We start from the raw sequence: 22,645 nt of genomic DNA, 5'->3' as shown, positions 1-22,645 counted from the left end.
CTTATCTCCGAAACAGGTTGTACTCGTTGCACAACACCAGCACCGCCGGTTCGTCTTCTTCGATGTTGTTATAGCGGGCAACGGGCTGCAAAAAGTGGTTGTCGTGCTCGTCGTCATTCACCGACGACACTTCGCCCACCAGCACGTCCCCAAAGCCGCGTTCGCCCCAGAAGCTGTGATACAGACCGGGCGTGAGACAGATGCTTTCCCCTGGTGTGAGGCGCAGCTGGCTGCCGGGAGCGTGGGTTTGCCGACAGCCGTCAATCGTGACGGTCACGTCGGTGTTTTCGGTCTCTTCATGCGCTCCCGCATTCCATAACTCAATAATCAGGTTCCCGCCGCCCCGGTTAATGATGTCCTCCCGCTTGCGCCAGTGAAAATGCATCGGCGTCACCTGGCCGTCGCGCACGTGCATGATTTTTTCGGCGTAGCATTTCTCATACGGCACGCCGTTGGGGGAGCCGTTGCGCAGGGTAAACAGCGTCAGACCCTGTGCGGAAAAGCTGTTGCCGCCGAAAGCGGTCACGTCCCAGCCGAGCTTGAGGTCAAACACTTCCTGCCACTCGGCCCGATCAAGCTGCTGCCATTTTGTGGGTGGAAAGCTGGCAAACGGCGGGAGATGCACGTCGTGCATGGAAAAGAACTGCCGCGTGTGGCCGAGGATTTCATTAATGTCGGAGCGTTTCATGGGGACTCCTTGAAAACAGTTCCCTCTCCCTGTGGGAGAGGGAAAAGGATCATTTAACCGTCCACCCCTTATACGTGCCGACGTTCTTTTTATCGATCATCGTCACCGGGATCAGCACAGGCTCTTTCGGCGCAGGTTTGCCCTGCAGAATGTCATAGCCGATCTCCACCGCCTTCGCCGCCATCACCTGCGGATCCTGCGCCGGGGTCGCCACAAACAGGGAGTTTTCGCGCTTCAGCGCCTCTTCACCGTCCGGGGAACCGTCCACGCCGACGATAAAGAACTCATTGCGCTGGGCCTGTTTCGCCGCCAGATCGGCGCCGATCGCGGTCGGATCGTTAATCGCGAATACGCCGTCGATCTTCGGATTGGCCGCCAGCAGGGAGGTCATCACTTCCAGCCCGCCTTCACGACTGCCTTTGGCATTCTGGTTGTCCGATAGCACCTTGATCTCCGGATGTTTTTTGAATTCCGTCTGGCAGCCTTCCACGCGGTTCTGCACCGCGGAGACCGGCGGTCCGTTGATGATCACCACGTTGCCTTTGCCTTTCAGGCGGTCGGTAATGTACTTACAGGCCATTTCCCCCGCCTGGGTATTATCGGAGGTGATGGTCGCATCGGCCCCTTCCGCCGCCACGTCCACCGCCACGACCACGATCCCCGCTTCTTTGGCTCGCTTCACCGCCGGGCCGATCCCTTTGGAATCCGCAGCGTTGAGGATGATCATGTCCACCTTCGCGGCGATGAAGTTATCGATCTGCGACACCTGCTGGCCCAGATCGTACCCGCTGGAAACCAGCGTCACCTTGACGTTATCGCCAGCCAGCTTGCGCGCTTCCAGCTCGGCACCTTTGGTGATCTGCACGAAGAACGGGTTAGCCAGGTCGCCCACCGTCACGCCGATGGACTTCAGATCTTTTGCCTGCGCAAACGGCGTTGCGGCCAGCAGCGCGCCAGCACAGAGCGCGGTCACTAAGGGTTTCAAACGCATCTTGTCTTCCTCGCTTGTAGGGTATTGTTGTTATGCACTTTGATGATGTCGGGTACGGTATTTGTCGATCAGCACCGCTATGATGATCACCGCCCCTTTGATCACCAGCTGCCAGAAGTAGGAGACGCCCATCAGCGTCATGCCGTTGTTGAGGGTGGCGATGATCAGCGCCCCCACCAGCGTGCCGGTGATCGTGCCGATCCCGCCGACGAAGCTGGTGCCGCCGAGGATCACCGCCGCAATCGCATCCAACTCGTAACCCGTGCCGAGGTTGCCGTTGGCGCTGTAGAGGCGCGAGGCGCTCATCACCCCGCCGAGGCCGGAGAGCAGGCCGCTCATGCCGTAGACAAACAGCAGCACCAGCCAGACCTTGATGCCGGTTAAGCGCGCCGCCTGCATGTTGCCGCCGACCGCGTAGATATGAACGCCGAGCGTGGTGCGGCGCAGGATGAACCAGCAGATAGCGATGACTGCCAGGGCAATGACGACGAGCCACGGAATCGGGCCGAGATAGTTATTGCCGATCCACTCGAAGCTGATGCTGGAGTTAATCACCGTGGTGCCGTCCGCCAGCAGATACGCCGCGCCTCGCAGCGCCGTATAGGTGCCGAGCGTGACGATAAACGGCGGCAGCCCGGCGAAGGCCACCAGCGCGCCGTTGAACAGCCCCAGCACCATGCCGAGCATCAGCGCCGCCGGTATGGAGAGCATCGCGAATTCAGGAATAAGCGAGACCACCATCGCCGCCACCGCCGTGGTGCCGAGAATCGAGCCCACGGAGAGGTCAATCCCGCCGGTCAGGATGATGAAGGTCATTCCCGCCGCCAGAACGATGTTGATCGACGCCTGACGGGTAATGTTGAGCAGGTTACTTTCGGTAAAGAAGTTCGGGGCGATAAAGCCAAACACCGCCACAATCAGGATTAAAATCGGCAAAATGCCGACCGTTTGCATCAGATCGCTCATCAGCATTTTTTTGGCGGAGGCGGATTTCGCCACCTGCTGCGGATGGGTTGGAGTTGTCATGATTGCACCGCCTGATGATGTGTGTCGTTCACGCCGGTTGCCAGCGTCATAATATTTTCCTGAGAGATGTCGCGCCCGTGCAGTTCACCCGCAATGCTGCCTTCCCGCATTACGTACACCCGGTCGCTCATCCCCACCACTTCCGGCAGCTCGCTGGAGATCATCAAAATCGCCACGCCCTTGCGCGCCATCTGGTTCATGATGCGGTAGATCTCGCTTTTGGCACCGACGTCCACCCCGCGCGTGGGTTCGTCGAGAATCAGAATGCGCGGGCCAATCGCCACCCAGCGCGAGATCAGCAGCTTTTGCTGGTTGCCGCCGGAAAGCCCGCCCGCGCGCACCTGAGAATGGGGCACGCGGATGTTAAGCAGGGCGATAGCGTCATCGGAAATGGACTGGGCTTTTTTGCGGTTAAGCATGCCGAAGGTGGCGTCGCGCTCCAGCGTCGCCATGGTGATGTTCTCCTGCGCCGCCAGCTCCAGAAACAGCCCCTGCTCCTTGCGGTTCTCGGTGAGAAAACCAATCCCGTTTTCAATGGCCGCGCGCGGGGAGTGGATCACCACCGGCTCGCCGTCCACCTCAATCATCCCGCCGGTGGCCTTGCGCACGCCGAAAATCAACTGCGCCAGCTCGGAGCGTCCGGCCCCGACCAGCCCCGCCAGCCCGACGATTTCACCGGAGCGCACCTGCAGGCTGCACGGCTGCACTTTTTTACCGTCGGTGAGGTGGTGCACGTTGAGACGCGGGCTGCCGAGAGGGATATCGCGCTCTTTGTTGAACAGATCGCTGAGCGGGCGGCCCACCATCATCTTCACCAGTTCAGACGCGTTCAGCTTGTCGCGCGTCAGGCTGCCGACGTACTGCCCGTCGCGCAGAACGCTCACGCGGTCAGAGAGTTCATAGACCTCCGCCATGCGGTGGCTGATATAGATAATCGCCATGCCTTCATCACGCAGGCGCAAAATCAGTTCAAACAGGCGGTGGGTTTCGCGGGAGGAGAGGGCGGCGGTGGGTTCGTCCATCACCAGGATGCGGCTGTTGCGGTGCAGCGCGCGGGCGATTTCCACCTGCTGCTGCTCAGCGATGGTCAGCTTCATCACCAGGTCGGTGGCGCTGAACTGCGCGCCGAGACGGTCAATCACCGCCTGCGCCTGGGCGGCCATCTCCTTGCGCTGCACCAGCCCGCCGCGCGACAGCTCGCTGCCGAGGAAGATATTTTCAGCGACGGTCAGATTGGGGGCGAGCTGCATCTCCTGGTAAATCAGGGTAATGCCTGCGGCCAGCGCGTCCTTCGGCCCTTTGATGTGAAACGGCTGGCCGTCGATCAGGATCTCGCCGCCGGTGGCGGTATAGGCCCCCGCGAGGATCTTCATCAGCGTGCTTTTTCCCGCGCCGTTTTCCCCCATCAGCGCGTGGATCTCACCGGGGAAGACCGTCAAATCCACGCCCTTGAGCGCGTGGAAATTGCCAAAGGTTTTGGCAATGTGGCGCATCTCTAAAACCGGGGTTCTGCTCATGGCGGATCTCCTGTGAATGTCGATATCTGCACTTCATCACAGGTGCGTAAATGCAAAATGTCAGAAGCTGTTCATATTTGTCATAGTTATGAATAGCGAATGTGGATCACAGTTACGGAGTCAACATGTCTTCACGCCCCCCGTTCTTCTCCAGCGCCCGCGGTCGCCTGCTGATATTTAACCTGCTGGTGGTCGCCGTCACGCTGATGGTGAGCGGCGTGGCGGTGCTCGGCTTTCGTCATGCCAGCCAGATCCAGGAGCAGGTCCAACAGCAAACCCTGGACGACATGACCGGGAGCATGAACCTCGCGCGCGACACGGCCAACGTGGCAACGGCGGCGGTGCGGCTTTCGCAGGTAGTGGGGGCGCTGGAGTACAAAGGCGAGGCCGAGCGGTTGAAGCAGATGCAAACGGCGCTGCGCCGCTCGCTGGAACAGCTGGCGGATGCCCCGCTGGCGCAGCAGGAGCCGGCGCTGGTGGCGCGGATTATTCGCAGAAGCAATGAATTACAGCAAAGCGTAACGGGGATGCTGGAGCGTGGGCAAAAGCGGCATCTTGAGCGTAACGCGCTGCTGAGCTCGCTCTATCAAAGCCAGAGCTATTTACGCCATCTTCAGGACATCAACCGCCGCTTCGGCAGCAACGTGCCGGACGCGCGGCAGCTGATGGAGATGGATCGGCTGATCGCGGCCGCGATTGATACACCTTCGCCGCGTGCTACCGTTCAGCAGCTGGACGCCGTGACCGCCACGCTGCCCCTAAGCGCCATACAGCCGGTCGTGGAGGGCGTTCTGCCCGATTTTAACGCCGAGCTGCGCAAGCTTGCCCCGCTCTCGAAGCAACTGGAGGAGAGCGATCTGTCCATCAGCTGGTATATGTTCCACATTAAGGCGCTGGTGGCGATCCTTAATAGCGATATTAATCAGTACGTTGAGCAGGTGGCGCAGGCTTCCCGGCTTCGCACGGCCCAGAGCCATCACGAGTTGCAATCCATCAGCGTGTTTATCAGCATCTTCGCCGTGCTGGCGCTGATCATCACCGGCTGCGCCTGCTGGTATATCTACCGCAATCTGGGCTCCAACCTGACGGCCATCTCCCGGGCGATGTCGCGACTTGCCCACGGTGAACAGGATGTTTCTGTTCCTGCGCTGCAGCGGCGCGACGAGCTGGGCGAGCTGGCGCGCGCGTTTAACGTTTTTGCCCGCAACACCGCCTCGCTTGAGCACACCACGCGTCTGCTGAAAGAGAAAACCACGCAGATGGAGATCGACCGCATCGAGCGTCAGGGGCTGGAAGAGGCGCTGCTGCACAGCCAGAAGATGAAGGCCGTCGGACAGCTGACCGGCGGGCTGGCGCATGATTTTAACAACCTGCTGGCGGTAATTATCGGCAGCCTTGAGCTGACAGACCCCGAATCAAACGACGCGCCGCGCATTACCCGTGCGCTGAAGGCTGCCGAACGCGGCGCGCTGCTGACCCAGCGGCTGCTGGCGTTTTCCCGCAAACAGTCCCTGACGCCGCATGCAGTAGAGATGCTGCCCCTGCTGGAAAACCTTCGGGAACTGATGCGCCACTCGCTGCCCGCCACGCTTACCCTGGAGATTGAAGCGCAAACCCCGGCATGGCCCGCGTGGATTGACGTCAGCCAGCTGGAAAACGCCATTATCAACCTGGTGATGAACGCCCGGGATGCGATGGAAGGCCAGAGCGGGGCGATCAAAATTCGCACCTGGAACCAGCGCGTGACCCGCAGCGACGGACGCAGGCAGGATATGGTAGCGCTGGAGGTCATCGATCGCGGCAGCGGGATGTCGCAGGAGGTGAAATCCCGGGTTTTTGAACCGTTCTTCACCACCAAGCAGACCGGAAGCGGAAGCGGGCTGGGCCTGTCGATGGTGTACGGTTTTGTGCGTCAGTCCGGGGGGCGGGTAGAGATCGAAAGCGCGCCGGGACAAGGAACGACCGTGCGGCTCCACCTCCCGCGCTCGACGCTGCCCGCCGTCTCGGAGGATGAAGCGCTGGCTGCCACAACGTCCGTGGATCACGAGCGGCTTGTACTGGTGCTGGAAGATGAGGCGGACGTTCGCCAGACCCTGTGCGAACAGCTGCATCAGCTTGGCTACCTGACGCTCGAAGCGGACAGCGGCGAACAGGCCCTGAACATGCTGGCGGCGTCGCCGGATATTGGTATGTTTATCAGCGATCTGATGTTGCCCGGAAGCCTGAGCGGGGCCGAGGTGATTAACCATGTGCGCAGCCATTATCCGCAGCTTCCGGTGCTGCTGATCAGCGGGCAGGATTTGCGCCCGGCGCATAACCCGCAACTGCCGGACGTTCCGTTACTGCGTAAGCCGTTTACCCGCCAGCAGCTGGCGCAGGCGCTGCGGAAGGTGATGGTAATTTGAGATTCCTCCGCTACCCCGGTTCCCAGCCGTTCATTACCGTAAAGCCAGTCAACCTGCGAGACTGGCCTTATGAAACGTTACTCTACCGTCCTGTTATTTGGTCTGCTGACTTTAACCAGCCAACTGGCGCATGCCGATGTGATTGATGACGCCATTGGCAACATTCAGCAGGCGATCAACGATGCCTACAACCCCAGCAGCAGCCGTAATGACGATGACGACGATCGTTACGACCGCAGCCGTCAAATCGACAGCCGACAGTACGACGATCGTCGTCGGCAGCTCGAAGACAGACGCCGCCGCTTAGACGAGCGTCAGCGCCAGCTGGACGACGACAGGCGTCGGTTAGAAGAGGACGAGCGCAGGTTGGAAGACGATTACGATCGCGGCTAAGTGCGGCCTGTTGCCCTCACCCCAACCCTCTCCCACGGGAGAGGGAGAAAACCTAATCCAGCACAAGTACCATCCCGTCATATCCCGCTTCAATGCCGTCCGGCAGCGGGTTATCCATCATCCATGCGTCAAACTGATGGCTAATGTGCGTCAGGATCACCTGCGGACAGCCAATCACCTCGTTCAGGGAAATCACCGTATTTAAATCACTGTGGTTGCGCGGCGTCTCCGGACGCGGTTCATGGCTGCAGTCGATGATTATCGCCTGTGGCTGATTGTTGAGCAGAAACGTCACCGTTTTATCCGGCAGTCCGGCGGTATCAGAAAGCCACGCCACGCGGCTATGGGCCGATTCCAGCAGATACCCGAAGGTCAGTTTTGAATGGTTGAGCGGCAGCGGCGTGACCCGCAGCCCCTGCAGCTCAAACATCACGAACGGCTCGACCGTGTGGCTGAAATCCAGAATGCCGGGGTGTTTAAACAGGTCGTCACAGCCTGCGTCATCCGGCGGGCCGTAGACCGGGATGGTTGCGCCCACGCCCCAGCGCAGGGGGAATAGCCCCTGGACGTGATCCATATGATAGTGCGTGAGCAAAAACTGCTGGAAGCTCCCCGCCGGCCAGTCGTCCATCAGGTGCGGAATGCCCGCATCCAGCAGGGTGACTGCATCGTTGAATTTGACCACCGCGCTACAGGGGCGACGGCGATAGTTGTCCTGCAAACGCGCCCTGCGACACGCCGCGCAGTCGCAGCCAAAGACCGGCACCAGCTGTGCGCTTCCGGTTCCCGTTAACGTGATGGTCAGACTCATAACGCACCTCTACAGCGGTTTGGTGAATCGAAAATGGCTCTGCGTATATCCCTCACGAACGTAAAAACGGTGTGCGTCCGTGCGCTTCACGCTGGTGGAGAGCTCGGTCAGTTCAGCGCCGGCCTGCCTCGCAACGTCTTCTGCCCATGCCAGCAACTGGCTGCCAATCTTTAACCCGCGCGCCTGCGGCATCACCACCAGCTCCTGGATCTCGCCGATCCAGCGGGCATGGTGCAGGTGAAACTGCATGTGCAGGCCGATCATGCCGACGACATGTCCGTCCAGCTCGGCAAGCTGGTAGCGCATGTTGTGATCCTGAAGGTTGGCCAGAAATCCGGCGTGAAACGCCTGGTGATCGAACTCTGCCTGCTTCAGTTCACAGATCAGGGCGTAAACAATTTGCGCGTCGTCGGCGGTGGCGGGGCGAAGCTGGCAGTCAGGCATGCTGTCTCTCCTTCTGGCGAATAAGCGATAAAAAGGTCTCGACTGACTGTAGCAAACTTCCGTCGTTATTGAGGACGTGACAGCCCGACGGGGTGTAGCGCGCCGCACGTTCCAGCCGCTGGTCGATCTCACGCGCATTTTCGCGCCCCCGGCTTTGCAGGCGGCTACGCAGAATATCCGGAGAAACCTGCAGGCAGACCGGCAGCAGCGCCGCTTCGTACCGGGCTTTTGCCTGCGGCAGATGCGCGCGCGAGCCGTTAACCAGCACGTCGAAGCCCGCGTGCAGCCAGAGGTCGATCTCGATGCCGACGCCGTAATAAAAGCCGTTCGCGTGCCAGCTCAGCGCCAGCAGATTTTGCCCGGCGCGGGTAAAAAACTCCTGCTCGCTCAGGGCGATATGGTTTTCACTGCCAGCGTTCGCCGCGCGGGTAATGTAGCGGTGCGCCACCAGCAGCTGTGAATGTTCCCGCTGCCGTAACGCCGACAGCAGGCTGTCTTTTCCCGAGCCGGACGGGCCCATTAACCAGATGAGTCTTCCCATCAGAACACCCTTTTTCCCTGACGCCAGACGTGGTCGATATGAACGTGCTCGCCCTTGCGGTGCGCCAGCACCAGGTCTGCCCGTTTGCCTTCGGCAATCTCACCGCGGTCGTGAAGGTTGAGCGCGCTGGCCGGGTTTTTCGTCACCAGTCGAATCGCCTGCGGCAGCGTAAAGCGGTTGTCCTCGTCGTCCGCGACGCGGAAGGCCGCGTCCAGCAGGCTGGCGGGGTAGTAGTCAGACGAGAGGATATCCAGCAGGCCGAGGGAAGCGAGTTTGCTTGCCGCCACGTTGCCGGAGTGCGATCCGCCGCGCACGATGTTCGGCGCGCCCATCAGCACGTTCATGCCGTGTTTGCGCGATGCCTCTGCCGCCTCGAACGTGGTGGGAAATTCGGCGATCACGCTGCCAAGCTGGTGGGATTCGCGCACGTGATCGTGCGTGGCGTCGTCATGGCTGGCCAGCGCGATATTCCGGTCCCGACACATCGCGGCAATGGAGAGACGGTTCGGCTGCGACCATTGTGCCGCAAGCGCCAGCTGCTCTTCTTCGTAGCGCGCCATCTCCGCGTCGTTGAGCGAGTATTTGCCCTGATAGTATTCACGGTACTTTTCAATGTTGGCGAACTGGCGCTGCCCCGGGGAGTGATCCATCAGGGAGACCAGCGAGACCGGCTCGCGCCCGATCAGCTTTTCAAACAGCGGCAGGGTGGTGTGATGCGGCAGCTCGCAGCGCAGGTGCAGGCGGTGCTCGGCGCGGTTGAGGCCGCGCTTTTGCGTCTCCTCCACGGCGTTGATCATCTTTTCCAGATTTTCCAGACGATCGCCGCCGTCGCGCACGTCGCCGATCGCCACCGCGTCCAGCACCGTGGTGATGCCGCTGGCGACCATCAGCGCGTCGTGGCTGCTCATTGCCGAATGGGCGGGCCAGTCCACCTTCGGGCGTGGGGTGAAGAATTTATCCAGATTATCGGTATGCAGCTCAATCAGCCCCGGCAGCAGCCAGCCGCCGTCGCCGTCCATCGCTTCAGGAGAACGGCTTTGGGTTTCGGCAAAGGCGCGGATGACGCCGTCCTGGATTTCAACCGAACCCTTCACGACCTCATTTTCCAGCACCAGCCTGACATTATTGATAATCATGCGTTTGTCCCCATCGGGTGCAGCCTGTCCGCCACGCGGGTGCGGACGGCGTCGTCGTGGAAGATCCCGACGATCGCCGCGCCGCGCGCTTTGGCCTGTTCGATCAGATCCATCACCGCCGCGCTGTTTTTAGCGTCGAGCGAGGCGGTGGGTTCATCCAGCAGTAAAATCGGATAGTCGACGATAAACCCGCGCGCGATATTCACGCGCTGCTGCTCGCCGCCGGAAAAGGTCGACGGGGCGAGGTGCCACAGGCGCTCCGGCACGTTGAGGCGCGTCAGCAGGCTGGCGGCCCTGGCGGCGCAGGTTTCGCGCGGCACGCCGAGATCCAGCAGAGGCTGCATCACCACGTCCAGGGCGGAGATCCGCGGGATCACCCGCAGGAACTGGCTGACCCAGCCGATCGTTGAGCGGCGCACTTCCAGCACCTTGCGCGCCGGGGCCTGAACCAGATCTACCCACTCTTCGTTATGGCGAATATGGATGTGGCCTTCGTCCGGTAAATAGTTGGCGTACAGGGAGCGCAGCAGGGTCGATTTACCGCTGCCGGAGTGGCCGTGCAGCACCACGCATTCACCCTGACTCACCTCTAACGAGGCGTTTTGCAGCACCGGCAGGCGCACGCCATTTTGCTGGTGGAGCACAAAGGTCTTACTGACATTTTCAACGTGGATCATGTTGGCCTCTCAATTCTGTAATACCGACGACACCAGCAGCTGGGTGTACGGATGATGCGGGTCGTCGAGCACGCGGTCGGTCAGCCCACTTTCCACCACCTGACCCTGCTTCATCACCAGCAGGCGGTCCGCCAGCAGGCGCGCAACGCCCAGATCGTGGGTGACAATCACCACCGCCAGGTTCAGTTCCACCACCAGGCCGCGCAGCAGGTCGAGCAGGCGGGCCTGCACGGAGACGTCCAGCCCGCCGGTGGGTTCATCCATAAACACCAGCTTTGGATGGGTGACCAGATTGCGGGCAATTTGCAAACGCTGCTGCATACCGCCGGAAAAGGTGGTTGGCAGGTCGTCAATGCGCGAGGCGGGGATCTCCACCTCCTCCAGCCAGTGCTGTGCGGTGGCGCGGATGTTGCCGTAGTGGCGCGCGCCGGTGGCCATCAGCCGTTCGCCGATATTGCCTCCCGCCGACACCTGACGGCGCAGGCCGTCCATCGGGTGCTGATGCACCACGCCCCACTCGGTGCGCAGCAGGCGACGGCGCTCGGCCTCGCTTATGTCGTAGAGGGAGCGTCCCTGATACAGGATCTCGCCGTGTTGCGGCGTCAGGCGCGCGGAGATGGACTTCAGCAGGGTGGTTTTGCCGGAGCCGGACTCGCCGACAATGCCCAGCACTTCGCCCGGCCACAGCTCGAACGACACGTCGCTGAAGCCTTTTCCCGGCGCATAAAGGTGGGTCAGGTTATTAACCGAAAGCAGCGGTTTCATTGGCCGTTCGCCTCGCTCTGTTGGCGGCAGTAATCGGTGTCGGAGCAGACAAACATTCGTTTGCCCGTGTCGTCCAGCACCACTTCATCCAGATAACTGTGCTTTGAACCGCAGATGGCGCACGGCTCGTCCCACTCCTGCACCGTAAACGGGTGATCGTCGAAATCCAGGCTTTCGACACGCGTATACGGCGGTACGGCGTAGATGCGTTTTTCACGTCCGGCACCAAAGAGCTGCAGGGCAGGCATCATGTCCATCTTCGGGTTATCGAATTTTGGGATCGGCGACGGGTCCATGACGTAGCGCCCGTTGACCTTCACCGGGTAGGCGTAGGTGGTGGCGATATGGCCGAAGCGGGCGATGTCTTCATACAGTTTGACCTGCATGATCCCGTACTCTTCCAGCGCGTGCATGGTGCGGGTCTCGGTTTCGCGCGGCTCGATAAAGCGCAGCGGCTCCGGGATCGGCACCTGGAAAATCAGAATCTGATCTTCCGTCAGCGGAGTCTCCGGAATTCGGTGGCGGGTCTGGATCAGCGTCGCGTCTTCGGTTTTTTCGGTGGTATTGACGCCCGTCACGCGCTTAAAGAAGTTGCGGATCGACACGGCGTTGGTGGTATCGTCCGCGCCCTGGTCGATAACCTTCAGCACGTCCGCTTCGCCAATCACGCTGGCGGTGATCTGAATGCCGCCTGTGCCCCAGCCGTACGGCATCGGCATTTCACGGCCACCAAACGGCACCTGATAGCCCGGAATAGCCACCGCTTTTAAAATGGCGCGGCGGATCATGCGTTTAGTTTGCTCATCCAGATAGGCAAAGTTGTAGCCGCTTAAGTTAGCCATTGGCGCGCTCCCGTTGCAGGCGTTTCAGCAGTTCCAGTTCGGCCTGGAAATCGACGTAGTGCGGCAGCTTGAGGTGCGAGACAAAGCCTGCGGCCTCGACGTTGTCCGCGTGGGCCAGCACGAACTCTTCGTCCTGCGCCGGGCCGGCAATGTGCTCGCCGTAGTCCGGCGCCTGCAGGGCGCGGTCAACCAGCGCCATCGCCATCGCCTTGCGCTCGCCGAGGCCAAACACCAGCCCGTAGCCGCGGGTAAAATGCGGGTCTTCATTCTCTGGCGCGACGAAACCGTTGACCATTTCGCACTCGGTCATCAGCAGTTCGCCGACGTTCACCGCAAAACCCAGCTCTTCCGGCACGATTTCGACGTCGAGATAGCCGCTGCGGATCTCTGCCGCGAACGGGTGGTTGCGCCCGTAGCCGCGCTGTGTGGAGTAGGCCAGCGCCAGCAGATACCCTTCGTCGCCGCGCATCAGCTGTTGCAGGCGGGACGAGCGTGAGCACGGGTAGACCGGCGGCGTGCGGGTGACGTCGTCCGGCGTGGCGCCAGTGTCTTCTTCCGCTTTCGCCAGCCCCTGGTTTGCCAGCAGGCTGAAGACGTGCGGAGACGGTTCCTGTTCGACGTCTGAAGTGCTGAGCGTTGGGGCTTCGCCGTTCGCCAGCAGCGTGAAGTCCAGTAGACGATGGGTGTAGTCGTAAGTCGGGCCAAGCAGCTGGCCGCCGGGAATGTCTTTATAAACGGCAGAGATTCGGCGCTCCAGGCGCATTTCCGCCGTGTTCACCGGCTCGCTGACTGCCAGACGGGGAACGGTGGTGCGCCAGGCGCGCAGCAGGAAGATGGCTTCCACGTTATCGCCGCTGGCCTGCTTGAGCGCCAGCGCTGCAAGCTCGCGGTCAGCAACGCCGCCCTCGGTCATCACGCGGTCAACCGTGAGGTTAAGCTGTTGCTCAATTTGGGCGACGCTCAGCTCGGGAAGCTGTTCATCGCCCCGGCGTCTGTGCTCCTGTAAGGCATGAGCGGCGGCGATCGCCTTTTCGCCTCCTTTGACGGCTACGTACATCAGCACACCTCCACGTGGGTAGTCCGCGGGATTGCCAGCAGGCGCTCCCCGCAGGTCAGGATCAGGTCAATGCCGAGCGGGAACGGGTGCGGGCGCTCGGTCAGCTCATGGATGATGCACTCCGGTAGCTGGGGCGCGACCATCCGCTCGTCGGCGATGCCTGCGCCCGTCAGGCGAAGCATGCGGCCACCGCTCAGGCTGGAGACCTGCAAAATCAGCGTGGCGCTGGTTTCCGGTGCGACGGCGCTGCCTTCGCTCAGGGCGTTAAGCTGTTCATGGCTGATCTGTTCGTCGGCCACGGCAAAGACCGCCTGCTGGGGCTGCTCGACCAGCGGCGCGCTGGTGTGAAAGCGCAGGTTCTGGCTGGCGATATCGTTCAGCAATGCGCCTGACAGCCATACCGGGGTGTCGTTGTCCGCCAGCGTCAGCAGCACGCTGGTGGAGGCGAGGTTCAGCGGCAGCCAGCCCTGCGAGAGCTGGTGCAGCGAGACGATCACGCCGGGCTCGCTCATGGCTTTCAGCAGGCGACGGAAACTCTGTTGGGCATCCTGGACGGCCAGGGTAAAAGCAGGTTGAAGCGTCATGCGTTGTCTCCGCGAACGAGCGTAAAGAAGTCGACCCGGCTGGTGTTCACTTCGGCCTGACGCGCGGCAAGGCGTGCGGCGCGGTCGGCTTCCAGCGGGGCAATAAGGGTTTCCATTAACGTCTGGAAATGCGGGTGTTCCTGTAAAAGCGCGTCGATCACCGCGCAGCGCTCGGCGTGCGTTTTGTCTCGCCCAAGTACGTAGCTATAACCCAGCGTGCCGCTGTTAAGGCGGATAGCCGCGCGGGTGAGGGTGGCATCGCCGGCGAAGAAGCGCTCGCCGGTGCCGCCCATGCGTGCCTGGATCTGCACCAGGCCGATCTCCGGCGCGCGGATCGTGTCGTAGTCCGGCGTCAGGCCGAGTGCGTTCATGCGGGCGGCCAGCGCAGCAGGCTGGCTATGGGCCAGCACGCGCATCCAGCGCTGTCGGGTGGAGGTGTCGAAGTGCATTCAGTGCTCCATGGTGAATTCAATCATGTCGGCGCGGGTCAGGCTGACGGAGTATTCCGTCGCGTTGATCTCGCCGTCACGGTGGTTGAGGGTGCGCACGCAGAGCAGCGGGGCCATATTGGGGATCTCCAGCACCTTGCTCTCTTTCGCCTGCGCGCGGCGGGCGCTGATGCGCGTCTGGGTGCGTTTGAGCGCGATACCCGTCGCGTCCTGAAGGAAATCATGCAGGGAACCGCTGGCGAAATGTTGCAGCACGGGCCAGAGGGTGAGGTCCGCGAAGTAGTGGTCGATCTGGCAGACCGCCACGCCGTTGACCCGGCGCAACGTACGCAGGTGTACGACGTTGTCACCCTCCTGAATCCCGAGCGCATCCGCCACGTGATGGGAGGCCGGGCGCAGAACCGAGAGCAGCTTTTCGCTGGTTGGATGGCTACCCTGATCCAGCAGATTCTGGCTAAAACGCGCCTGGGCGTTGAGCGGGTAGTCAAACGGGCGCATCAGCACCAGCACGCCGACGCCCTGACGGCGCTGCACCCAGCCGCGCTCCACCAGCTGGTCAATGGCGCGGCGCAGGGTGTGGCGGTTCACTTCGTAGCGGTCGGCAAGCTGCTGCTCGGCGGGCAGGTAGTCACCGCAGCGGTAATGCGTGCGCAGCTCCACTTCGAGCCTGGCCGCAATTTCTTGCCAGCGGGTAGGGTAACTGGTCGGATGTCTGGATAAGTGCATACCAATCAAAGCCTCGCTAATCAGATGAAGTGCTTACGCAAGCGTTGAGAGAGGAAATCCAGCAGGCTGACGGTGACGATGATGAGCACCATCAGGGCGCAGGTTTGCTGGAACTGGAAACCGCGAATCGCTTCCCACAGGGTGACGCCAATCCCGCCTGCGCCCACCATACCGACCACGGTGGCGGAGCGAACGTTGGACTCGAAGCGGTACAGCGAGTAGGAGATCAGCAGCGGCATCACCTGCGGCAGGACGCCGTAGAGGATCTCTTCGATTTTGTTGGCGCCGGTTGCGCGAATACCTTCCACCGGGCCGGGCTCGATGGCTTCAACCGCTTCCGAGAGCAGCTTGGAGAGCACGCCGGTGGTGTGGATGAACAGTGCCATCACGCCGGCGAACGGACCCAGGCCAACGGCGACCACGAACAGCATCGCAAAGACCATTTCGTTGATGGCACGACAGGCGTCCATCAGGCGACGCATCGGCTGGTAAACCCACCACGGTACGATGTTCTCGGCGCTCATCAGGCCGAACGGAATGGAGAGAACGACGGCGAGGGCGGTGCCCCAGACGGCGATTTGCAGGGTGATCGCCATTTCGCTGAGGTAGTCCTGCCACTGGCTGAAATCCGGCGGGAAGAAGTCGGCGGCGAAGGTCGCCATGTTGCCGGAATCTTTGAAGAGCAGCAGCGGATCCATCTCCGCGCCCTTCCAGGAGATAACGAGTACCGCCAGCAGGATGGCCCAGCTTATGAGCGAGAACCAGCTGCGCTTCGGCGGCGGGAGAGTAATGGTTTGCATGTTGGCTCCTTAATCTGTTCTCCCTCTCCCCTAAGGGAGAGGGGACTTGTGTTACTGCACCGCTTTATTCACGCTCGTCATCGCACCCAGCGCGGCGGTCAGGCGGTCGAGGTCTTCCAGCTGGGCCTGGATTTCAGAGACTTTGCTGGTCTTCTCCTCTTCCTTCAGCCCTTTGTTGTCCTTCACGACCTGCATCTGCTTAAACAGCGCCAGCTGGCGAATCGGGACCAGCTGCAGATCGCTGGACGCGCGGAACGGTGCCCAGCCCAGACGTTCCAGAACCGCTTTCTCTTCCGGCGTTTTGCCGTAGTTCATAAAGAAGTCGTAGACCTTGTCCTTGGTGCTTTCGGAGAGATTTTTGCGCCAGACGATCGGATCGCCGGGGATCAGCGGGGATTTCCAGATGACCTTCAGCGCTTTCAGCTTGTCAGGCGCGGAGGTTTTCAGCTTGTCGAGGTTTTCGGTGTTGTTGGTGGCAACGTCCACCTGCTTGTTCGCCACGGCCAGCGCGTTGGTTTCGTGGCTGGCGTTTACGGTGCGCTTAAAGTCGCTGGCGGAGATGTTGTTTTTCGCGAAGACGTAGTAGCCAGGGACGAGGAAGCCGGAGGTGGAGTTCGGATCGCCGTTGCCAAAGGTCAGATCTTTGCGTTTGGCGATCATGTCGTTGAGGTTGTTGATCGGGCTGTCTTTGTTGACGATCAGCACGCTCCAGTATCCTGGAGAACCATCTGCCGCAACGGTCTGGGCAAAGACCTGACCGTTGGCGCGGTCCACCGCTTCCATGGCTGAAAGGTTGCCGTACCAGGCGATGTCCACTTTGTTAAAGCGCATCCCCTGGATGATGCCCGCGTAGTCCGGGGCGAAGAAGGCGTTCACTTTGATCCCCAGTTTGGTTTCCATATCTTTCAGGAACGGTTCCCACTGCGGCTTCAGGTTTTGCTGTGATTCCGTTGAAATGATGCCAAAGTTCAACGCTTTTTCCTGCTCTTCGGCGTACGCCGGGCTTAACAGGGTGCTGATGCTGAACATGCTGGTGAAGGCCAGCGCGGCAACGGCTTTGTAGTTCATTTCCATTCCTCGTTATCGGGGCGTTAAGCAGCCTGCGCGCGTTCTTCGACGCGGTTTACGCTGCGGTAGAGATGGTCAAAACGTTCGTTATCAAACTGGTGGCTGGCGCCATCGAAGAACACGTGGCCCTGACGCAGGGCGACGATGCGCTCGCAGTAGCGCAAGGCGTAATCCACCTGATGCAGCGTCACCACCACGGTGATGCCGTCGTTCTGGTTGATGTCGCGCAGGGTTTCCATCACGATGCGGGCCGACTCCGGATCCAACGAGGCGATGGGCTCATCGGCCAGAATGATTTTGGCTTTCTGCATCAGGGCGCGGGCGATAGCGACGCGCTGCTGCTGCCCGCCGGACAGCGTGGACACGCGCTGGTGGGCGAAGTGCGCCATGCCGACGCGGGTCAGCGCCTGTAAGGCTTCCTGCTTCTGTGATGGGGAGAACCAGCGCAGGCAGGTGCGCCAGAACGGGGTGCTGCCGAGCGCGCCAATCAGCACGTTCTCCAGCACCGTCAGGCGGTTCACCAGGTTGAACTGCTGAAAGATGTAGCCCGTCCGGGCGCGGCTTTTGCGAATATCGCTCGCCAGACGGCCCGCATGCTGCACGGTGTTACCCAGCAGCTCGACGCGGCTTTCCGGCGCTTTATCGCAGGTAATAAGGCCACTTAAGTGACGCAGAAGGGTGGATTTTCCTGAACCGGACGGCCCCAGCAGCGCCACCATTTCGCCCTGCTGGACGGTCAGATCAACGGCATGCAGCGCCTTGTTGTGATTGAAGGTCTTGCTCAGTTTCTCGACGCGGATGACAGTGTGCATGTGCTGGGCCTCACGATAAATGTGGCCTCATGCTGGCGCATCAATATGACATTTGGGTTAAGTGCAGGTTGCGGGAGTTTGAAGAGTTGAGGGGAGTTTGATGACAGGCGGAGGCAGACCGCCTACCGCCCGAAAATTAGTGCTGCTGCTTAACGACGTTAATCATCCACGGCACGCCGTACTTGTCGGTGACCTTACCAAAGCCGTGCGCCCAGAAGGTTTCCTGCCAGGCCATGTCGATATTCCCGCCATCGGCAAGGTTGTCGAACCAGCGCTTGCCTTCTGACACATCCTGCGTGTCGAGCACCAGCGTGAAGCCCGCGTACTGTGCGCTGCTGCCCGGCGGCAGCCCGTCGCTCATCATGATATCGCTGCCCGCAATGCGAACGTTGGAGTGAGCGATAGCCGAATCCGGAAACTGCATGCCGGACGGACAGCCTTCTTCGCTGTTATCGCTTTTTGGCATTTCGCCGAAGGTGATTTTATAGAGGAGTTCTGCGCCGACGGCTTGCTGATAGAAGGCGGTAGCCTCTGCACAGTTGCCGGCAAAAGAGATGTAGGGACTTAACGGCATAATCTTTACCTCACGTAAGAAAAGCCCGTTAAGTGTAGTTCCCGAAAGCCCAGTAAGCGAAGCGCTACCGGGCGGGTTAAATCAGTTCTTTTTCACGAACTCAGATTTCAGTTTCATCGGACCGAAGCCGTCAATTTTGCAATCGATATTATGATCGCCTTCCACCAGACGGATATTCTTCACTTTGGTGCCGATCTTCAGCATGGAAGAGCTGCCTTTCACCTTAAGATCTTTCACCACGGTGACGCTGTCGCCATCCGCCAGCAGATTACCGTTGGCATCTTTGACGATCAGTGCATCAGCGTCCTGCGCTGGCTCGGCATCATTCCATTCGTGTGCACATTCCGGGCAGATGAACATGCCATTATCTTCGTATGTGTATTCAGAATTGCATTTTGGGCAGTGTGGGAGTTGCATGTCGGTATCCTCAAAAGTGTTAACGCGCTGGAAAGTGCCAGCTAAATGACGGCAGAGTGCCGAAAAAGGCGGCAAGTATAACGCAAATCCACACTTTTGTCGGTGCTATTGTGAATTTAAAAAACGCAGAAAATGTGTTGCGAGTGACACTTACTGTCAGTCAGCTAAGCGATGCTAACGTCATTAACACGGTGGAAAGAGAAGTCGCTAAATATATCGAATATTTTATTGCGGCAAATTGCTACGCACCTTCATTTCGGATAAGGTGAAGCAACGCATTGTTATTTATCTTCGAACTTTACTGCCATGCATTTCTTATGTTGGCGGCCTATCCCTCTCTTTTTAGGTGGGTAAATAATGATGATATATCCTGAAGCTTCTTAAAATGGGCCAGGCTTTTTATCTTTTGGCTTTCAGGCCTTGAGGAGAGCTTTACACGCCATGCAGGGATAGCCATTTATTTCTGATTATCTTCAATTAGTTATATTTTGGTGAACATGTTTTCCACACGTGATCATATAAGCCTGAACATCATAATTAATACAAGTGGCTTAATAAAAGTAATAAATTTGCGTTAAGGAAAGGCTTTTATCATGCACACACAGACCATTTTTGAATTAAGTCAGGAAGCTGAGCGTTTGTTACAGCTTGCCCTGCAAAATCTCGATACCCTGAAATCAATGCCGACAGCGAAGCTGGAGAGCACGACGGCTGCTATTACAGGTGAAAAGAACAACGTGCTGCCTTTGCATTTTAGTGCGCGCGGCGTCGAAGCGCAGCAGGCAACGCTGAATAATGAATTACGCAAAATAACACGTCTGGAAATGGTTCTGGCTATCGTTGGCACGATGAAAGCGGGGAAATCGACCACCATTAATGCCATTGTGGGTACCGAAGTGTTGCCGAACCGCAACCGCCCAATGACGGCGCTGCCTACGCTGATACGTCATACGCCAGGCCAGAAAGAGCCGGTGCTCCACTTCTCACATGTCTCTCCTATTGATGATTTGATTCACCTGCTGCAGAAAAAGCTTGGCGATTACGATCGCGGCAAGCTGGCTCTGCAACTGGAAATTGATAAGGACATGAATACGCTGCTGGAGCGTATTGAGAAAGGCGAGGCCTTTGAAAAGCATCATCTCGGGGCGCAGCCAATATTTCATTGCTTGAAAAGTCTTAATGATCTGGTAAGGCTCTCCCAGGCGCTGGGCGTGGCGTTTCCGTTCTCTGAATACGCGGCCATCGAACATATTCCGGTGATTGAAGTGGAGTTCGTGCATCTTGCGGGTCTTGATGCCCACCTCGGGCAACTGACGCTGCTCGATACTCCCGGCCCCAATGAGGCCGGACAACCGCATCTGCAAAAAATGCTTAGCGAACAGCTAGCCCGCGCGTCGGCGGTGCTGGCGGTGATGGATTATACCCAGCTTAAATCTATTTCTGATGAAGAGGTCCGTCAGGCTATTTCGGTTGCGGGGAAATCAGTGCCTCTGTATGCGCTGGTGAATAAATTCGACCAGAAGGATCGCAATAGCGACGATGAAGAGCAGGTCAGGGCGATGATCTCCGGTACCTTAATGAAAGGCACTATTTCGCCTGGCCAGATCTACCCTGTTTCCTCTATGTGGGCGTATCTGGCAAACCGCGCCCGCAACGAGATGAATGCCCGTGGACGCCTGCCGGAGCATCAGGAGCAGCCCTGGGTGCAGGATTTTGCCGAAGCCGCACTCGGACGCCGCTGGCGTTCGGCGGACCTGGACGATATAAACCATATCCGTCACGCAGCCGATTTGCTCTGGGAAGATTCGCTGTTTGAACAGCCGATACGCAAACTGATTTACGCCGCCTATGCCAATGCCTCGCTATTCGCGCTGCGCTCGGCCTCGCATAAGCTGCTCAACTACGCGCAAAATGCCCGGGAGTATCTCGACTTCCGCTATCAGGGGCTGACAGTGGCCTTTGAGGGGCTGGAACTGAACATCGCGCGTCTTGAAGAGGATATGGCGCTGCTGCAGACGCGCCAGAGCGCGGTGAGCGATGAGGTGAAACATGAAGTTGACCAGGCGCTGAACGCGACCGCGGACTTTATGGAGGCCGAAAAATCGGCGCTTCACCAGGCCGTGGGCCATGTGTTCAGCCCTCAAAATATTCTTGATTTGGCAGGTATTGAGCGGCTGAATCGCCGCAGTGACAAACAGCAAGAGCGGGAACCGCTGGTTCTGGATGATGAAGGTCAGGCGCAGATCGTCCTGAGTAAAATTCGCTCCTCCTGTGAACTCATCATGCTGGATGCGCAGGCAAAAATCGCCCGGGAGCTGGCGTTACGCTTCGATCAGCTGGAATCTACGCTGGCGCGCTCGCTGAATGACGCTATCCGCCCCATTGAAACGCGTATAAAAGAGCATCTGAGCCATGCCGGCTTCCGGGCGCGGATCAGCTTCCCGGCCTTTCAGGCAAACCAGCTTGACTTCAATACGCGGGCACTGTTTAACGATGCCATTGCACAGGATAACCGCCCGGCAGGTCAACTTTCCGCCGGGAGCAGTATGCGTGAAACCGTTTCGCGTTGGCTCAATAATCCGGGCTGGGGCTGGGATGAGTATGTGGTCACGCGCACGCACTATGTTATCGACATTGCGCAACTGCATGACAAATTTAAGCAACATATTGATCAGTTTTGTGAACAAATACGTAAAGCTTTGTCCGCGCAGGTCGATGTCTCTGTTACGGCCGGAATGGCGACGTTCTTTGCAGAATTTTCGTTATGCCTGACCGGGTTACAGGAAAGCTTGCGTGATAGCCTCGCAGTGCGTCAACAAAATGAGCATTCAACCCGAGCGCTCAGCCAGCTGTTGAAGCAAAGCATTACGACTGCGACGTGGATTCAGGAAGATACCCGACTGTTACGCGATGACATTCAAACTTTATTCGCAGCAGAGCAACCATGACAACACAGCTACTGGACGGTCCCGGGCGGACGCTGGAGTGTATTCATCCCAGGTTTATGGTCGATCTTGTGCAGGGCGTGGACGCGGCGCGCCATCCCCATCTGGGGCCGCAGCAGCTGCAGTTTCGTGAACGTTTGACTCAGGAGATCATGACGCATACCCGGCTACGGCCTTGGGCGATGGCGGGAATGCTTAACGAGAACGCGGCCCTGCGCCTGGGGCTGGCGGAAAAACTCGCCGGCATGTTGGATCCGGGCCATCTTGCGCTGACGCTGATGGCCGATAAACTGACTGCACTGTGCCAGCAGGCTCACCTGCGCGCTCAGCCATCTCCCGGCCTGCTTGAACAGTATGCGGAGCTCTCCTCTCATTTTACCCAACGTGCCGCCTATAAAGAAAAGGCGCTGACCCAGCGTGGACTGACGGTACAGGCGGGCGAGCACAGTGAACAAATTTTCACCCGCTGGCGAGCCGGTCACTATGATGGCTGGTCTTTGGCCGGGCGCTGCTTCATTGTTCTGGAAGAGCTGCGCTGGGGAGCATTTGGCGATGCCTGCCGTCTGGCGAACAACGATGTGTCGGCAATGCTCAAGGATAATTTACGCAGCATGGCCGCCAACTACCTCGCGCAGGGCATCAATGCGTCTCCCACAACGCGCCATTTCTATCATCAATGGCTGACCACACCCGCTTCGGCGGGTTTAATCGATCACAAAGACATGCTGGGCTGGCTGGGCGACTGGTGTCAGGCGGATATACACCCGGTGAGTTGGTCGGTGACGCAAAACTGGCAGACTGTCGCGCTGGGTATGCCGAGGCTGTGTTCGGCAAAACGGCTGGTGGATGCAATGGTGGAAGAGATTTTTGGTTGAACCCCTCATCCTGACCCTCTCCCCCTGTACGGTCCGGGGACATAGTGAACACTTGTTCGGGGACATGGTAGACACTTACAACTGAGGCATAAGAACCCGTTT

General features: G+C 59.3%; 24 protein-coding genes. 4 read left to right on the top strand and 20 right to left on the bottom strand.

Annotation, left to right across the window (positions count from 1 at the left end):
- Window position 1: 1 nt before the first annotated feature.
- The 4 genes from IM291_RS20025 to IM291_RS20010 are packed head-to-tail and all read right to left on the bottom strand — an operon-like array spanning window position 2 to window position 4,222.
- On the bottom strand, window positions 2-688 hold the full coding sequence (locus IM291_RS20025) for a D-lyxose/D-mannose family sugar isomerase (protein WP_048999403.1): 687 nt from the start codon (window positions 686-688) through the stop codon (window positions 2-4).
- Between the two features lie 49 nt (window positions 689-737).
- Window positions 738-1,679 carry an ABC transporter substrate-binding protein gene (locus IM291_RS20020; RefSeq protein WP_047366869.1) on the bottom strand — a complete coding sequence of 314 codons (942 nt, stop codon included), beginning with the start codon at window positions 1,677-1,679 and terminating at the stop codon, window positions 738-740.
- A gap of 30 nt (window positions 1,680-1,709) precedes the next feature.
- Window positions 1,710-2,705 carry a ribose ABC transporter permease gene (locus IM291_RS20015; protein WP_028015198.1) on the bottom strand — a complete coding sequence of 332 codons (996 nt, stop codon included), beginning with the start codon at window positions 2,703-2,705 and terminating at the stop codon, window positions 1,710-1,712.
- A complete protein-coding gene (locus tag IM291_RS20010; protein WP_028015199.1) occupies window positions 2,702-4,222 on the bottom strand; it encodes a sugar ABC transporter ATP-binding protein in 1,521 nt (506 codons plus the stop codon). The genes IM291_RS20015 and IM291_RS20010 overlap by 4 nt, the downstream gene beginning before the upstream one ends.
- Window positions 4,223-4,347: 125 nt before the next feature.
- Between IM291_RS20010 and IM291_RS20005 the strand changes: the two genes are divergently transcribed.
- Together IM291_RS20005 and yjdP are read left to right on the top strand one after the other, a co-directional pair.
- Complete coding sequence (locus IM291_RS20005; protein WP_192987551.1) at window positions 4,348-6,627, top strand: ATP-binding protein; 2,280 nt, start codon at window positions 4,348-4,350, stop codon at window positions 6,625-6,627.
- A gap of 69 nt (window positions 6,628-6,696) precedes the next feature.
- Entirely contained in the window at window positions 6,697-7,020 is a 324-nt protein-coding gene (gene yjdP, locus IM291_RS20000) for a DDRRRQL repeat protein YjdP (RefSeq protein ID WP_028015201.1), read from the top strand.
- A gap of 52 nt (window positions 7,021-7,072) precedes the next feature.
- Here the strand turns inward: yjdP and phnP are convergent, their stop codons facing one another.
- The 16 genes from phnP to IM291_RS19920 all read right to left on the bottom strand — a co-directional run bounded on the left by phnP (window position 7,073) and on the right by IM291_RS19920 (window position 18,723).
- The gene (gene phnP / locus IM291_RS19995) at window positions 7,073-7,831 is read right to left on the bottom strand and encodes a phosphonate metabolism protein PhnP (protein WP_028015202.1); all 759 of its coding nucleotides are present in this window, start codon (window positions 7,829-7,831) and stop codon (window positions 7,073-7,075) included.
- A 9-nt stretch (window positions 7,832-7,840) separates the two neighbouring features.
- Window positions 7,841-8,275, bottom strand: coding sequence for an aminoalkylphosphonate N-acetyltransferase (phnO, locus tag IM291_RS19990; protein ID WP_028015203.1), 435 nt, complete (start codon window positions 8,273-8,275; stop codon window positions 7,841-7,843).
- Window positions 8,268-8,819: a ribose 1,5-bisphosphokinase gene (gene phnN / locus IM291_RS19985; RefSeq protein ID WP_028015204.1), complete on the bottom strand. Its 552-nt coding sequence runs from the start codon at window positions 8,817-8,819 to the stop codon at window positions 8,268-8,270. The genes phnO and phnN overlap by 8 nt, the downstream gene beginning before the upstream one ends.
- Window positions 8,816-9,952 (bottom strand): alpha-D-ribose 1-methylphosphonate 5-triphosphate diphosphatase, encoded by a 1,137-nt coding sequence (gene phnM / locus IM291_RS19980; RefSeq protein ID WP_192972036.1) that lies wholly within the window; start codon window positions 9,950-9,952, stop codon window positions 8,816-8,818. Before phnM ends, phnN begins: the two co-directional genes overlap by 4 nt.
- Window positions 9,949-10,629, bottom strand: a complete 681-nt coding sequence (phnL, locus tag IM291_RS19975) for a phosphonate C-P lyase system protein PhnL (RefSeq protein WP_192972035.1) — start codon at window positions 10,627-10,629, stop codon at window positions 9,949-9,951. Before phnL ends, phnM begins: the two co-directional genes overlap by 4 nt.
- 9 nt (window positions 10,630-10,638) lie before the next feature.
- Entirely contained in the window at window positions 10,639-11,394 is a 756-nt protein-coding gene (gene phnK / locus IM291_RS19970) for a phosphonate C-P lyase system protein PhnK (RefSeq protein WP_045261067.1), read from the bottom strand.
- Window positions 11,391-12,236: an alpha-D-ribose 1-methylphosphonate 5-phosphate C-P-lyase PhnJ gene (phnJ, locus tag IM291_RS19965; protein WP_041911512.1), complete on the bottom strand. Its 846-nt coding sequence runs from the start codon at window positions 12,234-12,236 to the stop codon at window positions 11,391-11,393. Before phnJ ends, phnK begins: the two co-directional genes overlap by 4 nt.
- The gene (locus IM291_RS19960) at window positions 12,229-13,293 is read right to left on the bottom strand and encodes a carbon-phosphorus lyase complex subunit PhnI (RefSeq protein WP_192972034.1); all 1,065 of its coding nucleotides are present in this window, start codon (window positions 13,291-13,293) and stop codon (window positions 12,229-12,231) included. The genes phnJ and IM291_RS19960 overlap by 8 nt, the downstream gene beginning before the upstream one ends.
- Entirely contained in the window at window positions 13,293-13,877 is a 585-nt protein-coding gene (gene phnH / locus IM291_RS19955; protein WP_028015210.1) for a phosphonate C-P lyase system protein PhnH, read from the bottom strand. The genes IM291_RS19960 and phnH overlap by 1 nt, the downstream gene beginning before the upstream one ends.
- Window positions 13,874-14,326, bottom strand: a complete 453-nt coding sequence (gene phnG, locus IM291_RS19950) for a phosphonate C-P lyase system protein PhnG (protein ID WP_028015211.1) — start codon at window positions 14,324-14,326, stop codon at window positions 13,874-13,876. Before phnG ends, phnH begins: the two co-directional genes overlap by 4 nt.
- Window positions 14,327-15,052, bottom strand: a complete 726-nt coding sequence (gene phnF, locus IM291_RS19945; RefSeq protein WP_028015212.1) for a phosphonate metabolism transcriptional regulator PhnF — start codon at window positions 15,050-15,052, stop codon at window positions 14,327-14,329.
- Window positions 15,053-15,072: 20 nt separating this feature from the next.
- Window positions 15,073-15,852, bottom strand: a complete 780-nt coding sequence (gene phnE, locus IM291_RS19940) for a phosphonate ABC transporter, permease protein PhnE (RefSeq protein ID WP_028015213.1) — start codon at window positions 15,850-15,852, stop codon at window positions 15,073-15,075.
- A 51-nt stretch (window positions 15,853-15,903) separates the two neighbouring features.
- Window positions 15,904-16,920 carry a phosphonate ABC transporter substrate-binding protein gene (gene phnD, locus IM291_RS19935; protein ID WP_192972033.1) on the bottom strand — a complete coding sequence of 339 codons (1,017 nt, stop codon included), beginning with the start codon at window positions 16,918-16,920 and terminating at the stop codon, window positions 15,904-15,906.
- 23 nt (window positions 16,921-16,943) lie between these two features.
- On the bottom strand, window positions 16,944-17,732 hold the full coding sequence (gene phnC, locus IM291_RS19930; protein ID WP_028015215.1) for a phosphonate ABC transporter ATP-binding protein: 789 nt from the start codon (window positions 17,730-17,732) through the stop codon (window positions 16,944-16,946).
- Between the two features lie 136 nt (window positions 17,733-17,868).
- Window positions 17,869-18,306, bottom strand: coding sequence for a VOC family metalloprotein YjdN (gene yjdN / locus IM291_RS19925; protein ID WP_028015216.1), 438 nt, complete (start codon window positions 18,304-18,306; stop codon window positions 17,869-17,871).
- Between the two features lie 81 nt (window positions 18,307-18,387).
- On the bottom strand, window positions 18,388-18,723 hold the full coding sequence (locus IM291_RS19920) for a zinc ribbon domain-containing protein YjdM (protein WP_047366881.1): 336 nt from the start codon (window positions 18,721-18,723) through the stop codon (window positions 18,388-18,390).
- Window positions 18,724-19,316: 593 nt separating this feature from the next.
- Here IM291_RS19920 and crfC point away from each other — a divergent pair.
- Together crfC and IM291_RS19910 are read left to right on the top strand one after the other, a co-directional pair.
- Window positions 19,317-21,671 carry a clamp-binding protein CrfC gene (gene crfC, locus IM291_RS19915; protein ID WP_028015218.1) on the top strand — a complete coding sequence of 785 codons (2,355 nt, stop codon included), beginning with the start codon at window positions 19,317-19,319 and terminating at the stop codon, window positions 21,669-21,671.
- Complete coding sequence (locus IM291_RS19910) at window positions 21,668-22,543, top strand: diguanylate cyclase regulator RdcB family protein (RefSeq protein WP_028015219.1); 876 nt, start codon at window positions 21,668-21,670, stop codon at window positions 22,541-22,543. Before crfC ends, IM291_RS19910 begins: the two co-directional genes overlap by 4 nt.
- Window positions 22,544-22,645: the final 102 nt, after the last annotated feature.

This window comes from Enterobacter cloacae complex sp. P27C, assembly GCF_014895705.1.
GTDB lineage: Bacteria > Pseudomonadota > Gammaproteobacteria > Enterobacterales > Enterobacteriaceae > Enterobacter > Enterobacter bugandensis.
The sequence above is the reverse complement of the archived record's forward strand: the minus strand, read 5'-3'. Positions and strand labels throughout refer to the sequence as shown.

Coding starts and splice junctions, on each gene's coding strand:
- phnP (WP_028015202.1), bottom strand. CDS start 7,831: ATGAGTCTGACCATCACGTTAACGGGAACCGGAAGCGCACAGCTGGTG.
- phnD (WP_192972033.1), bottom strand. CDS start 16,920: ATGAACTACAAAGCCGTTGCCGCGCTGGCCTTCACCAGCATGTTCAGC.
- IM291_RS19960 (WP_192972034.1), bottom strand. CDS start 13,293: ATGTACGTAGCCGTCAAAGGAGGCGAAAAGGCGATCGCCGCCGCTCAT.
- phnH (WP_028015210.1), bottom strand. CDS start 13,877: ATGACGCTTCAACCTGCTTTTACCCTGGCCGTCCAGGATGCCCAACAG.
- phnF (WP_028015212.1), bottom strand. CDS start 15,052: ATGCACTTATCCAGACATCCGACCAGTTACCCTACCCGCTGGCAAGAA.
- IM291_RS19910 (WP_028015219.1), top strand. CDS start 21,668: ATGACAACACAGCTACTGGACGGTCCCGGGCGGACGCTGGAGTGTATT.
- IM291_RS20015 (WP_028015198.1), bottom strand. CDS start 2,705: ATGACAACTCCAACCCATCCGCAGCAGGTGGCGAAATCCGCCTCCGCC.
- phnK (WP_045261067.1), bottom strand. CDS start 11,394: ATGAAACCGCTGCTTTCGGTTAATAACCTGACCCACCTTTATGCGCCG.
- IM291_RS20020 (WP_047366869.1), bottom strand. CDS start 1,679: ATGCGTTTGAAACCCTTAGTGACCGCGCTCTGTGCTGGCGCGCTGCTG.
- IM291_RS20010 (WP_028015199.1), bottom strand. CDS start 4,222: ATGAGCAGAACCCCGGTTTTAGAGATGCGCCACATTGCCAAAACCTTT.
- phnJ (WP_041911512.1), bottom strand. CDS start 12,236: ATGGCTAACTTAAGCGGCTACAACTTTGCCTATCTGGATGAGCAAACT.
- phnO (WP_028015203.1), bottom strand. CDS start 8,275: ATGCCTGACTGCCAGCTTCGCCCCGCCACCGCCGACGACGCGCAAATT.
- IM291_RS19920 (WP_047366881.1), bottom strand. CDS start 18,723: ATGCAACTCCCACACTGCCCAAAATGCAATTCTGAATACACATACGAA.
- phnE (WP_028015213.1), bottom strand. CDS start 15,852: ATGCAAACCATTACTCTCCCGCCGCCGAAGCGCAGCTGGTTCTCGCTC.
- phnC (WP_028015215.1), bottom strand. CDS start 17,732: ATGCACACTGTCATCCGCGTCGAGAAACTGAGCAAGACCTTCAATCAC.
- crfC (WP_028015218.1), top strand. CDS start 19,317: ATGCACACACAGACCATTTTTGAATTAAGTCAGGAAGCTGAGCGTTTG.
- yjdN (WP_028015216.1), bottom strand. CDS start 18,306: ATGCCGTTAAGTCCCTACATCTCTTTTGCCGGCAACTGTGCAGAGGCT.
- phnL (WP_192972035.1), bottom strand. CDS start 10,629: ATGATCCACGTTGAAAATGTCAGTAAGACCTTTGTGCTCCACCAGCAA.
- phnM (WP_192972036.1), bottom strand. CDS start 9,952: ATGATTATCAATAATGTCAGGCTGGTGCTGGAAAATGAGGTCGTGAAG.
- IM291_RS20025 (WP_048999403.1), bottom strand. CDS start 688: ATGAAACGCTCCGACATTAATGAAATCCTCGGCCACACGCGGCAGTTC.
- yjdP (WP_028015201.1), top strand. CDS start 6,697: ATGAAACGTTACTCTACCGTCCTGTTATTTGGTCTGCTGACTTTAACC.
- phnG (WP_028015211.1), bottom strand. CDS start 14,326: ATGCACTTCGACACCTCCACCCGACAGCGCTGGATGCGCGTGCTGGCC.
- IM291_RS20005 (WP_192987551.1), top strand. CDS start 4,348: ATGTCTTCACGCCCCCCGTTCTTCTCCAGCGCCCGCGGTCGCCTGCTG.